This is a genomic window from Methylocapsa polymorpha, from assembly GCF_045689225.1.
Classification (GTDB): Bacteria; Pseudomonadota; Alphaproteobacteria; order Rhizobiales; family Beijerinckiaceae; genus Methylocapsa; species Methylocapsa polymorpha.
Map to the genome: position 1 here is coordinate 112,162 of NZ_CP136863.1, position 12,376 is coordinate 124,537.

Genomic DNA, 12,376 nt, shown 5'->3' on the forward strand with positions numbered 1-12,376 from the left:
CGTCATCTGTCTGCGTGAACATGCGCGAGGCGTAAAGAGATTGAATGTTGCGGCGACACTATGGCTGTCGGGATGGCGCTGATTGGCTCTTCCTCAAACCGTGTGAAAGCCCGCGACCTCGTGTTTTCCAACGCTTTGATAGGTCGCTCGGATTTGGCTTATGAGATGCGGAAAGTTTCGAAAAGGTGACAAACGGTAAAATTTGACCGAAAGGCCTCGTATTTGCAGCCGCTTGCAAGATCGATCGACGGGCGCTTTTCACAGAGATTGAGGAAGAGCCCATTAAGCGCCATCTGACACCCTGCCTGCTGACCTGACGGCCGCTTTCGCCGCGCTAGTCGATCGAGCTGGCTGAAGCTTCTGCGCGAATCCGTGTTTGACTGCATTCAGTGCGCCGACAGCATGAAGACGATGGGTAAACGTGAGAGCCATGACGGCAGCGAGGGTGATGGCGCCAAGCACGGCGCTGCCGCCATTCGGACCAAAAAGCTCGATCATCCACCCTGTCAGGGCGCTTCCCAACGGATTGGCGCCAAGCACAATCGTCACCTGCAAGGCGGTGGCGGCATTGCGCAGATGATCGGGAACTAAACGCTGAACCGCGGCGGAGGCCGAGGAAAGCACGGTCGCTGTGCAGACGCCAAATCCCGTCAGGATGAGAGCGGCCAGCGGAAACCGATGGGTCGCCGACAAAGCAGCAAGGCATAAGCCGAGCCCCGCAGCGGCGGCCAGCGGGCGCCAGATCGAGGCAGCGGGCCACCGCCATTGCAGAAATCCTCCAAGACAGGCCCCGACGCCGAACGCGCCCATTAGCAATCCGAAACCGTTGGCATCGAGCCCCAGCCCGAACCGCGCATAAGCCGGCACGAGGGTTTGCACATTGATTGCGAACACCCCGACTACAGCCACCGTCAGCAGGGGAATCCGCGTCGACAAATTGGTCCATAACAGACTGAACGCCGCACGGCCGGAGCCCCGCAGGCTCGACGAGACCCGGTCGTCCGCATCCATGCCGGCAAGAAACAGAAGAAGCGGAAGGAAAGAGAGGGCGTTGATTGCAAAGGCGAAAGTAGGACCATATGCGGCGATTGCGAAACCCGCCAGAGCCGGCCCCAGGATACGCGCGAGATTGAAAGACAGCGTCGCCATCCCTGCCGCTCTCACGCGCCCGTGAGTTCCGGCGCCTTCTCCACCAGCCAAAGTCGCGGCCATGGCGATGCGGGCTGGCTGCGATAGCGCGTTGCCAATGCCGAGCAGCAACGCAAAGCCCGCGAGAACGGGATAAGTGGCTTTCTCGGCCGCCACGACGGCCGCCAGACCTCCGGCCAGCATCGCCATCGCGGCCTGGCCATACAGCAAAAGGTTTCGTCTACCCCACCGATCCGCTACTTTCCCTGCCGGTATGGCCAAAACGACCGCCGGAAAATATTGGATTGCGACCAAAAAGCCGAGCAGCTCCGACGACCCCGTCAGTTCGAGGACCAGCCACGCCTGCGCCGTCGACTGCATCCAGGTCCCAATCTGGCTGATGAAATTGCAGACGGCATAAATCCGCCATGCACGTGGCAGCGACGCCGCTCGCCCTGTCATGCGGCGCCCACCCGATGCGGGCGGGCGTCTCGAAATTCTAGTTGACAGCCCTTGCGATGGACCAGGCCGACCCGCTGGCGGCGAGCGCGGCAGGCTGCTCGCAACAAGGCGATACTAGGCAAGATTTCGAGAAGCGAAAGGATCTGTCGCTTCATCACAGGCCCGCCGTGGACGACTGGCGCCGAGTTTCCCAAAGGACATGGGCGACATAACCTGTCCCCCAACGGCACAACTTGGTCAGAATGTCCTCATCGAGATCTAGGATGGATAGCGTCTCTGGCAGGCACAACGGCAGCAGATGATCGGCGCCGCCGGTCTTTTCGCCCCTGACCGAGGCAGAAATATTGTTGATAAGGGAACCGCGTGTCGGATTGTGCGCATCCCAGACTTCCGGCGCCACCTTAGCGATTGACGGAACTGCCCGCAACATCGAGCCTCTGCGGTAAACGACGATCCGCAGCTCAAATTTACAGCCCTTCAAGGCATGCCCCGGCGTCCTGATCACTTCGGCGTCCAGATATTCCGTCGCGGCGTAGGGGAAGCCGGCGCCTTGTCCGTAACGTTCATGGACGACGGCCAGCGAGCGCCCTAACCGCTCTCGGATAACTTCTTCGTCTTCGCCGCCGAAGAAGAACTCGATGCCGTCGCCGTGCCCCGTGCCGCTCGGCTTGATGACGATCTGCTCGCCGTGGCCGAGGCGAGCCCGGACGGTTTCGATTAGGCTTTCTGCATCTTTGCAAACGTCGAAGTGGATTTCTGCACCCACCTCGTCGAAGGTATTGCGGGCGGCGAAGGAATTTACATGGCGGTAGGCGGTCGCCTTGTCAGCTCCCGATTCATAGCACCGGTTGGCTGGTAAGAATGAGTCGATATCCAAGGCGCCATATGCGGCTGTCAGATTGAACAGGAATCGGTCATTGACAATTCCAGCAACGCTGCGGCCGAACAAACGCGGCATACCGCAGATGACATGAGTGTGTGAAACTAGCTCGCGGGTGTATCCCAGGAGCACAGTCGGACGGGAGGGCCCTCGCCACCCGCCATTCGCAACTAGCGAATCAAGCGCGAGAATTTCGACATCGCCAAGGCGCTCTTCGAGAGCCCGGGCGATCCGATCGACGAAAAGAAGCTTCTCATGCAGCAGGTGACTAGGCTTGCGATCGCCCATCGCCTCCCGTCCTGAAGACGCCACCACCACGAGCGGCGCTGGCCCTTTGCAGGCATTTCCGATCTCACCGATCGTATCGAGGATTTCTTCGACTAAATCGACCGGCATATTGGTCAGGCCGCCGATTCCAGTTCCATTGAGCTCAAGCAGCTGAAAGCGCCGCTGGCCAGCTCGTCGAAACGGCAAAATGTCGAGAGGCGCGACAAAAAAATCCTTTAGGTCCACTCCGGCAGGCAATGGAATTTCCGACGCCAGGGCATAATGCGAAGCAAGGTCGGAAGCCTGTCGCCTGGCTACAACTTTACGATCATCGAGGCGATGACCCAGCATCGGCGCCAAGGCTATCAACGTTGGTAGACCGATTGCCAGACCGTCACGCCGACTGGGGGAAGCAAAGCAACCCGGCGGCGGCGAGAATCTCTCTGCGAATGCAAGCGGACATCGGCCAGATTGCGAGACCGAAGATGCTTGTAGCGCCATAGTTTTTATAGCCATCCGGTTCATAGCACCTGCACTAACTTGTTGCGATCGCTACATTCGATGATATGAGCGTTCGGGAACTATTCGGTATGCTTCGGATTGTCGCCAATCGGCGCACTTTGAGGCCAAAATTCGGCCGAGGCGCCAATGAGCCGGGCGCGCCCTTCGCGCAGATTGCACCCGCTTCGCCTCTCGTTTCGTCACCCGAACCCCCAGAAGAACCCAGCTTCCGCGCCTATTCGCTCGGAGTCGGCTGCGGCTGCCTTTGCTGTCCTGGAGCATGACGAAGGCCCAGCGGATCGACACCCCGCACCTTTGGAGTTGCATCTCCGCGCACGGCCGCTTGGGCGAGCGGCCCGATGGCGGAGGCTGCTAGCAGCAGCTCGCCCAGCAGGGATAATAGAAAGCGATATTTGACACCAAAGACAATCGAACTCCTTGGGTTCGACGGGCCGGAAGTGGCAAGCTAAGAGCGATTTTCGAAATCACTCGGGGCTTCGGGCGTTAGTTCCGTGACTCGCTTCCAACCGCACGAGGAGACTATATTAGCTTATGTTAACCGTAGTCTGACCCCAGTATTACAGCAGACTTACGCGCCGGTTCATTGAGAGTGCGCCAGATTGTGCTGTCACTGCCGCGAACGATGATGTCCAGCTCCACGGCCTCGTTCTCCGGCAACCACGGTATCCGCGGTACGTGAGCCTCGGGGGATAGGATCCCGCCAACGCAATCAGTTTGGCTTCCTCCTCGCTATCGAAATTTCTACGAATAGCTGGCGTGGCGCGAGGCTTTCGGTTTCATCGGACCGCAATCGCATGCGGTTGAATTGGGGCCTCTAGGCTTTGGTAGCTGAAAATCCAGGATCCATCGTCGTCCCCGCCGCGTGGGACGCGTCCACTGATGCAAGGCCGCGTTCTCGTAAGAGCATCGAATCCTGTGGGAGCGCGAGTCGGAAGATGGCTCCCCCACCCTTTGCGTCGGCAATTTCCACTGAACCGCCTTGGGCCTGCATCGCCTCGTGCACAATCGCCAGCCCAAGTCCGGAGCCTCCTTCAGATTTGCGCGCAGCCGACCAAAAAGGCTCAAAGACTTGCCCGCGGAGCTCTAGAGGCACGCCGGGCCCACTATCGCTAACCTCGATCGTCGCTCCCGGCTGCACGGAGACACAGACAGTGCTGCCGGGCGGGGTATGGCGTAGGGCATTGTCGACGAGGTTTCGAACTGCTTCCTCAAGAGCCGAGGCGCTTACTATCGCGGTCACTTTGCCTGGCGAATCAAGTTCCAGATCTCGATCAGCGGCATGGGCGAGCGGCGCAATTTCGGCCAGTATTCTCCTGACGAATTCCGTCAGATCGACTTCTTCAAAATTTGCCATTTGCCCCGCCTCGAGGCGGGCGGCAGTGAGGAGCTGGCTGACGAGACGCGTCATGCGATCGACGTCGCGCAAAAGCTCGGTCCGTACCGTCGTGGGCGGAAGCCCATCGATCCTTGTTCGCAGGATCGCGAGCGGCGTTCTCAATTGATGGGCGGCGTTGGCGCTGAAGCGCCGTTGCTGGGCGAGAGCGGCCTGGAGACGCCCGATCGCCTTGTTAATCGCAGTGACTAAAGGCAATATCTCGGCTGGCAAACGATCGGTCGATACTCGACTATTGGGACGATCCATCGATATCGTCGCCGCCTCATCCGATGCGCGTTGCAGTGGCCGCAGCGCCCTCCGAACAGTATTCCATGTGACGAGCAGGCCGACTATCATCATTGGCAAAAAGACAGGGAATATCTCGTCGTGTAATTCGTCTTCCAGGCCCGCCAATGTCAGACCAAACACGGATTCCACCTGCACGAAATAGACGCGATAGGAACCGTAGGGCGTTATTACCCGTTTGAAAGCGCCGTTGCGCGGAACGTTGTCCGATCCGACATAGCGAAACCATCCCTCAGAGACATTCGGCTCTTTCGGCAACTCGGCCGGCGGCATTGCTTGCCCAGGACAGACGACTGCGCCGCCTGTCGCTTCATCGATGGCCCCATATTGCGCATGAGGATACCGTTCGATTTCGTGGGCGAGGCTGATTGGGATTGCAAACTGGGGAATGCCATCTGGCGATTTGACAATCGCCCGCGCCAACTGGTGGGTCAAGTCATACGTAGCATCGATGACATGATATCGCATATCGCCTTTTTCAAATGCTAAATATGTGCCGATGAAGGCCAGCAATGCCGCAACGAAGACAACACACTGCGCAACAAGCAGTCTTGCTTTAAGGGATGCTGGAGAATTCGTCAGATACCGCATTTTGGTCCCTTGTCTCCTCGAGGCGATAGCCAATGCCACGAGCCACTCTGATACTAATCTGGGCGTCGGCAGATTCCAGGCGCCGACGAAGTCGCGACAGGTGCGATTCGATGACGTTCGACTGCCGATTGTTATCCATGGCGTAGGCGGCTTCCTCAAGCGCAGCTTTGGTAACCACCCGACCGTTCGCGCGCATAAGCGCTTCGAGGATGGAGAGTTCGCGACGCGGCACTTGGATCGGAGCGCCCCCGATGGAAACTGCTGAGCTGACGGTGTTGAATTCGACATTTCCACAGATAAGGTTGATTCCAAGCGCTGCCCCGGGCCGTCTCAAGACGGTACGTATTCGGGCGACTAATTCGGAAGAGGAAAACGGCTTTACGAGATAGTCATCAGCACCTTCTGTTAGGCCGATCACACGATCATCTACGGTATCCGCAGCCGACAAGATGACGACGGGAACATTGTTACGGCTCTGCCGGAGGGCTCTAAGGAAATCGAGGCCGTTCCCATCGGGAAGCCTCAGGTCGAGCAAAATGAGATCATAGGAATTTGCCGCCACAAACTCCTTCCCCTCACCTAACGTCTGCGACCAGTCTACGGCAAACCCCGCTTGCGTTAGGTTTGATACGATCAATTGCCCGAGCCTAGGCTCGTCTTCGATTGCAAGAAGCCGCATGGAAACCTCGATCTTGACCAAGTCAATTTGCCGGGGGGGGGGGGTAAAACGCTTGGGCGTTAGGCGGCAGTTCGAACTGCCGAGATGTCGACGCGGCCGTCAAGCACGGCCGCTCGCACCTGCAGTACCCGGTGCGCGCCGCGGGGCGACCATCGCATTTGTCGGCGTCTATTCATGCCGCCGATGACGACATGGCTAATCGCGCCTTCAGCGCGTGAGGTCGAGATAGATTTTCCATCTCGCCGCCGCCCGCTGCAAGTGATCATCGCACCTTGATTGTTCCAGATCTAGGGGTCTGCTTCACTTTGCGTGTTTGGTATTGCTTAGGTGGCGCTTTTTGTCCTGATAGGGCATGGAGAAAAAAGCGAAATTGTCCCTTGGGCCGGGGATTGAGGTGCGGGGCGTCGAATTTTTCGAGGGACGTTGGCTTGTTTCGGCGCAAGGAACCGGGGCGCGATCTTGCCCGAGGTGTGCGATGCAATCGACGTTGAGGCACAGTTGGCACGTGCGGCGCTTGCAGGATCTTCCGCTCCAGGGCGCGCCAGTGATTGTCCGGCTGCGGACAGGCCGCTGGAGATGCCGCAACGAGGAATGCGGGCAGAAGACCTTCGTCGAGAAATTGACAGGCGCCGCCCGCCTTTGCTCGGCGAACGCGCCGCGTCGGCGAGTTCGTGCGGCTCTTTGGACATGCTGCTGGCGGCCGCGTCAGCGAAAGGCTGCTGCGCCGTTTGGGCGTAGCCGGCTTGAGGCTCCGGCAGGCACTGCCTGTCGGAGAAGCCGGCGGAGGGATGGCGGCCAGCGACACGACCATTCTCTGGCAGCTCAAGCGGCATGCGAGCGCGCGGACGAAAACGCCATCTATCCGCAGCTCGCGAATCTTCTTTCCGACAGCTCCAGTCTCTTTGCCATGAGCCGCGCCCATCGCGAGATTCTGCATTTGGCACGACTGCTGAGCCGCCTCGTTGACGGGCGAGGTCCGAATGACGCGGATCGATCTCTGATCAGGGACGGGCAACGCATCATCGAGGCCATCGAATCGCGGGTCCGGATTCACAATGGGCAGGAGCAGGATATTTATGAGAACGCAGGATCGAAGCCGAGCGCCGAGAAGGGATACGCCAATTGAATCGAACGTGGGGCCCAGGCGCGTTCGTTGCCGAGGACTGGGCAGATCTTGCGACCCTTGGGCCGGTTAGAAACTATTATAACGTAGGGAAAATGCTATAGAGGCATAAAATATCGAGCTGAATGAGTCGCACAATGCTTATGCCTACCGCCGGTAACCGCTGGCTCGTTCTCGGACCGCTTTTCTTTTTGGCTTTGATGGCCTCGCTGCCCCACGCTTCGGCGGACGATGCAGCCAAGGGAAGCGCGGCGCACGGTGAAATCGTCGCGAAACGCTGGTGCTCAGCATGTCATTTAGTGGCGTCGAATCAGGCGCTGGCTAATTCGGACGCGCCGACATTCGCCTCTATAGCACGCAAAAAGCAAGCCTCGAAGCTCAAAGGCTTTCTCACAGATCCCCATCCCAAGATGCCCAATATGAGCCTGTCGCGCGGCGAAATTGCGGACATTATCGCCTATATCAAAGCCATCGATAAATAACGCTAGCACAGTTGGCACGTTAGCTAACTACGCTATTGAATTCGCCTACGTAAAGTTACGGATCGAATGGAGTGATGAGTCGCTAAGCAGCTTTGCCAATGAGCGCGCCAATGCCAGCCGTCACTGCCATCGCGAACGCTCCCCAGAAGACGACGCGGAGCGTTGGTTTGAAGATGCTGGCTCCGTCGATCTTCGCTCCGATCGCGCCGAGGAACGCCGAGAATATCAGTGAGGCGCCAGGACTGCGGCCACAATCGGAAGCGCGGCGCCGGGGGCAAATGTCGCCGCTGACGTGAGAGCCGCCTGGATCGGCTTGTGAGCTCACGGAGACATATTCACCCGCGGCCATGGCCATCGAGCCAGCAATCATCCCGGCAACTCCGGCAACCAAAATCTCATCGGGGGAGGTAGCGTGCGCGGCGACCGACGACGATCAGGCTGGCGGTGGAAATAATCCCGTCAGTGGCGCCGAGAACGGCGCCACCAGCCAATGCGTTCGACAAGGTGGTATTCAAGATTGGGACGCGCCACGAGTTTCGACCTTTCATCGGAGCGTGCCACAATGCCTGCGAGAAAATAGAACCTGAGGATGACATTTATGCCGTCGCAAGGTGAAAACGCCTTTGTAGCACCTGAGAGGCGCCGGACCGTCCCGAAGAAGCGGCCCAGGTCGCTGGGGCGAACGGGCAATGCTCGTCCTTTGAAGAGGTCGAGTGATAGGGCACATGGCTCTCGATTCCGACTGCCGATGAACGTCGATTAGTGTTGCCGTCGCCTTCTCTCTTGGGACCGTTCAGATCTTCATCGCAGCAAACCGAGCATGTAACAAAATAATTGGCTGTTATGCTCACGTTGTATTTCACACCACGTCTGCGGCGCGGTTACCGTGAAGGCTGTTGATTTCCACTGAGAATTGATTGCAAACCCGGGCTGGCGCCCCCTCGCTGTCGACCCTCTGCGGAGGACTCGCCCCGGCTGGATAGTCACCCTCCCATTGAGGCTCGGTCACTGTGGATGCCGGGCGAGCACGGCGACAAACGCGATTTAAGCGATTTATGGCGACCGTCTTCAGAATTGATTCAGCGCATTGCGCGCCGACGAACTTACAAGAAAAATGAGTTTTGGGGTTGAGGGGTAGGCAGTCATGCTTCATCTGACAATCATAGCGACGGTCATGGCGACGGGTTCTTTTCTGGACTCGACCAATGCTGCAACATATTGCGCCAAATACGTAGGCGGCCCGGAGCGATTAGGCTCAGTTGCGTATAGCCACTGCAGGTTCTCGACGCGGGAGGCGTGTCGCTCAAGCGTTAGCGCCAGGGGCGGCGGAAATTGCTACCAGAAGGGACCCTTGCGCGGCCAGAGGGGATAAGAAAACTGACGCTTAAGTCGATGAATGACTCGCCTGGTCGTTATCACGCGGTCGCCGCAAATGATCCCATCATGACCAAAATCGCCGTAGTCATGTTCGCCCCAGTTTACTTGTCAATGGCGACGGAAGTCAAAAGCCAGAATGTGTGGAGTTCAATGCAATAGGATCCTCGTAGCTCTGATAAATCCGCTGGAAAATCGCCTATTTTAGGCCAATGGCACATGCCCCCGGCGCCGCCTTGGCGGTGGAGCTGAAACGGATAGCCGCGCAACCGTCAGTCGTCGTCTTCATCCCGTTTGCGCTGGACGCGTTCGAGACTCGCCGGGTCGTACTTGGCGTCGAGGCGCTCCCCTCCCGGCTTCGTCGCCCTGACCTTGTAACAGCCGTCGTCGGAGCGGATCGACAGCACGGTCCAGCCTTCGGCCTCGAGCTTGGTCTGCAGAGCCTCGCGCGGCTGCCAGTAGGCCAGCGGCGCGGTGCACGCCTGATCCGCCGCAACCGGCACGGCCCCAAGACATGGCGTGAGGGCCAAAATCGCCGCAACCAACGCGTTTTTCACTGATGCTCTCCCGCCGACGCCCCCGACAGCCGAGGAAGCACGCCAAACTGACGCCTTCCTGAACGACTCAAACAATTCTAGGATCACTTCGCCAGCCCGGCAGGATAAATTTGCACAAGACACGCCGAGGCGACGCATGCGCATTCTTTTGGTCGAAGACGATCCCATCCTTGGAATGGCCGTGCGCGACCAGCTCAGGGACGACGGACATACCGCCGACTGGGTGAAGCGTCTCGACGAAGCGGTTGACGCGATCCATGCCGCCGCCTTTGAGCTCATCCTGCTCGATCTGATGCTGCCGGACGGACGCGGTCTCGACTTCCTGAAACGCCTGCGGTCGGCAGGCGACGTCACGCCGGTGATGGTGCTGACGGCGCTGGACCAGATCTCGGATCGCATCGCCGCCCTTGATGTCGGCGCCGACGACTATCTGATCAAGCCCTTCGACCTTTTCGAATTGTCCGCGCGGATCCGCGCGGTCGGACGGCGCTATAGCGGCAATCCCAATCCGCTTGTCGCCTTCGGCGATTTCGAGATCGACCTCGCCGCCCGCTCCGTCCGGCGCACCGGCAGGCTGATTCAGTTGACCGCCCGCGAGTGGTCCCTGTTCGAAGCCTTCGTGCAGCGCCCCAACCAGCTGATTTCCAAATCGCAGCTCGAGGAGAGGCTCTATTCCTTTGACGCCGAGATCCAGAGCAACACGATCGAAGTCTATATCGGGCGCCTGCGCAAGAAGCTCGGAGCGGAGGCGATCGAGACCGTTCGCGGCATGGGCTACCGTCTCGGCTCGCCAAGGACGCGCGCATGAGCGGCGGGCGCCCGTCCGCCGGATGGAGCCTGCGCCGACGCATCGGATTATGGCTCGCCGCCGCCGTCACGGCCTTTTGGCTCGCCGCCGCGACGGTGGCCGGCCTCGTGCTGCGCCGCGAGATCGACGAGGTGTTCGACAGCGCGCTGCAGGAAGTCGCACAGCGGGTGTTGCCTCTCGCCTATTCCGAGCTGCTCTCGCGCGAGGAAGGCGGCGCGACCCAGCACATGGCGCCGATTGGTCCCCACAGGGAATACATCGCCTATGTGGTCCGCGACAAAGAGGGGCGCGAACTGCTCCAGTCCAGCGGCGCCGACCTCATGAACATTCCGGGCGGCCTCGCGCCCGGCTACCATGCCACCGACCGGCTGCGCACCTATACCGAGGCCGCCGTCCGGGGAACCATCTTCGTCACCACCGCCGAGGACCTGCGCCACCGGGAGGCGGCGGTCCGGCGCGCTGTGGCGGCCCTGATCTGGCCCCTCGTCGCCCTCGTGCCGATCGCCCTGCTTGGCGTGTGGCTCACGATCCGGCTGTCCATGAAGCCCGTGATCGTCTTCCGCCGGGCGATCGAAGCGCGTGGCCGCGGCAATCTCGCGCCCGTCGCCGCAGCTGGGCTGCCGGACGAGCTTGCGCCCGTCGCGGCGTCGGTCAACGCCTTGATGGAGCTTGCGCGGCGCGCTCGAAACGGAGCGCAGCTTCACGGCCAACAGCGCCCATGAACTCAGAACGCCGATCGCCGCCGCGCTGGCGCAGACCCAGCGCCTCATCGCCGAATTGCCCGAAGGCCAGGCCAGCGACCGCGCCCGCTCCATTGCGACCGCCCTGCGGCGCCGCGCGCCTCTCCGAGAAGCTCCTGCAACTCGCCAAGGCCGAGGGCGGCGGCCTTCTCGCCGAGACCCCGGCGCCACTCGGCCTGGTGCTGCGCCACGTCATCGAGGAGATATACCGCCTGACCGATCGCGGCGACGCGCTGGCCGTTTCGATCACGCCGGACGACGGCCCCCTGTCGGATCTCGATCCGGACGCCTTCGCGATTCTCGCCCGTAACCTCATCGAGAATGCGCTGAAGCATGGCGCCCCCGATGCGCCCGTCTCGGTGCGGCTCGCAGAGGGGCTGTTCGAGGTTTCAAATCACGGCGCCGTCGTGCCGGCAGAACAGCTGGAGCGGCTCGTCCGGCCGTTCGAGCGCGGCCCGACGCGGTCGGAGGATCGGGCCTTGGCCTTGCGATCGCCGCCGCCATCTGCCGCGGCGCGGGCCTCACGTTCGACCTCGCCTCGCCGATCCCCGGCGCAGCCGATGGCTTGCGCGCCACAGTGCGCTTCGCCACGCCATCGCCGCAAGCCTGACGGGAAGCTGAACGCAAATCAGCTTTTCCTTCAGGCGGCCGTCAGGCGCGATGGCGACAATTCTCCGGTCAATGCAACCGGAGATATCCCATGAAGAAACCCGTTTTGATCGGAGCGACGCTCCTCCTTTCCACAGTCGCCATTGGCGTCGCGTTGGCGGCGACCGACCACGATTTTCTGGATGGCGATCGCCAGGAAGCTCGTCACGGCGTCGAGGCGGCCGACGCGGAGCGGGCTCCGCTCCTCCTCGCCGAAGAATCGCACGGGCGGGAATATACCGCGCGAAGCCACCATGAAGAGGATGACGATGACGACGACGGTGACGATGAAGGCGGCGGCCGCAGCGCGATCCCGCCGGCCGGTCCGACCGATCCCAATGCGCCAATTCCCGACAATGGCCTCTTCAATGGCCACGCCCGTCCAAAGGTCGAGGTCCATTGAACGACCGCCGCGCCCGCCCGAATCCCCTTCG

9 protein-coding genes and 2 pseudogenes are annotated in these 12,376 nt (G+C 60.5%); 5 read left to right on the forward strand and 6 right to left on the reverse strand.

Annotation, left to right across the window (positions count from 1 at the left end):
- Positions 1 to 282: 282 nt before the first annotated feature.
- The 4 genes from RZS28_RS19060 to RZS28_RS19075 form a co-directional block, all read right to left on the reverse strand.
- Entirely contained in the window at positions 283 to 1,590 is a 1,308-nt protein-coding gene (locus tag RZS28_RS19060; RefSeq protein WP_318655253.1) for an MFS transporter, read from the reverse strand.
- A 154-nt stretch (positions 1,591 to 1,744) separates the two neighbouring features.
- Positions 1,745 to 3,097 (reverse strand): hypothetical protein, encoded by a 1,353-nt coding sequence (locus RZS28_RS19065; RefSeq protein ID WP_407341226.1) that lies wholly within the window; start codon positions 3,095 to 3,097, stop codon positions 1,745 to 1,747.
- Positions 3,098 to 4,073: 976 nt separating this feature from the next.
- Positions 4,074 to 5,531: a HAMP domain-containing sensor histidine kinase gene (locus tag RZS28_RS19070; RefSeq protein ID WP_318655255.1), complete on the reverse strand. Its 1,458-nt coding sequence runs from the start codon at positions 5,529 to 5,531 to the stop codon at positions 4,074 to 4,076.
- Complete coding sequence (locus RZS28_RS19075; protein WP_318655256.1) at positions 5,497 to 6,210, reverse strand: response regulator transcription factor; 714 nt, start codon at positions 6,208 to 6,210, stop codon at positions 5,497 to 5,499. Before RZS28_RS19075 ends, RZS28_RS19070 begins: the two co-directional genes overlap by 35 nt.
- Before the next feature lie 475 nt (positions 6,211 to 6,685).
- Here RZS28_RS19075 and RZS28_RS19080 point away from each other — a divergent pair, with 475 nt between their 5' ends.
- Together RZS28_RS19080 and RZS28_RS19085 are read left to right on the forward strand one after the other, a co-directional pair.
- Positions 6,686 to 7,336, forward strand: a complete 651-nt coding sequence (locus RZS28_RS19080; protein WP_407341227.1) for a hypothetical protein — start codon at positions 6,686 to 6,688, stop codon at positions 7,334 to 7,336.
- A 197-nt stretch (positions 7,337 to 7,533) separates the two neighbouring features.
- A complete protein-coding gene (locus RZS28_RS19085; protein WP_407341228.1) occupies positions 7,534 to 7,815 on the forward strand; it encodes a c-type cytochrome in 282 nt (93 codons plus the stop codon).
- A gap of 82 nt (positions 7,816 to 7,897) precedes the next feature.
- Here the strand turns inward: RZS28_RS19085 and RZS28_RS19090 are convergent.
- Positions 7,898 to 8,346, reverse strand: a pseudogene (locus tag RZS28_RS19090) (VIT1/CCC1 transporter family protein).
- 1,115 nt (positions 8,347 to 9,461) lie between these two features.
- Positions 9,462 to 9,746 carry a PepSY domain-containing protein gene (locus RZS28_RS19095; RefSeq protein WP_318655258.1) on the reverse strand — a complete coding sequence of 95 codons (285 nt, stop codon included), beginning with the start codon at positions 9,744 to 9,746 and terminating at the stop codon, positions 9,462 to 9,464.
- A 136-nt stretch (positions 9,747 to 9,882) separates the two neighbouring features.
- On the opposite strand from RZS28_RS19095, the gene RZS28_RS19100 reads away from it, so the two are divergent.
- From RZS28_RS19100 to RZS28_RS19110, 3 genes and pseudogenes are all read left to right on the forward strand, one after another.
- Positions 9,883 to 10,554 (forward strand): response regulator transcription factor, encoded by a 672-nt coding sequence (locus RZS28_RS19100; RefSeq protein ID WP_318655259.1) that lies wholly within the window; start codon positions 9,883 to 9,885, stop codon positions 10,552 to 10,554.
- A pseudogene (locus tag RZS28_RS19105) lies at positions 10,551 to 11,904 on the forward strand (sensor histidine kinase). The gene RZS28_RS19100 and the pseudogene RZS28_RS19105 overlap by 4 nt, the downstream one beginning before the upstream one ends.
- Before the next feature lie 90 nt (positions 11,905 to 11,994).
- A complete protein-coding gene (locus tag RZS28_RS19110) occupies positions 11,995 to 12,345 on the forward strand; it encodes a hypothetical protein (protein ID WP_318655262.1) in 351 nt (116 codons plus the stop codon).
- The last annotated feature ends 31 nt before the right edge of the window (positions 12,346 to 12,376 follow it).

Coding starts and splice junctions, on each gene's coding strand:
- RZS28_RS19060 (WP_318655253.1), bottom strand. CDS start 1,590: ATGACAGGGCGAGCGGCGTCGCTGCCACGTGCATGGCGGATTTATGCC.
- RZS28_RS19070 (WP_318655255.1), bottom strand. CDS start 5,531: ATGCGGTATCTGACGAATTCTCCAGCATCCCTTAAAGCAAGACTGCTT.
- RZS28_RS19075 (WP_318655256.1), bottom strand. CDS start 6,210: ATGCGGCTTCTTGCAATCGAAGACGAGCCTAGGCTCGGGCAATTGATC.
- RZS28_RS19080 (WP_407341227.1), top strand. CDS start 6,686: ATGCAATCGACGTTGAGGCACAGTTGGCACGTGCGGCGCTTGCAGGAT.
- RZS28_RS19085 (WP_407341228.1), top strand. CDS start 7,534: ATGGCCTCGCTGCCCCACGCTTCGGCGGACGATGCAGCCAAGGGAAGC.
- RZS28_RS19100 (WP_318655259.1), top strand. CDS start 9,883: ATGCGCATTCTTTTGGTCGAAGACGATCCCATCCTTGGAATGGCCGTG.
- RZS28_RS19110 (WP_318655262.1), top strand. CDS start 11,995: ATGAAGAAACCCGTTTTGATCGGAGCGACGCTCCTCCTTTCCACAGTC.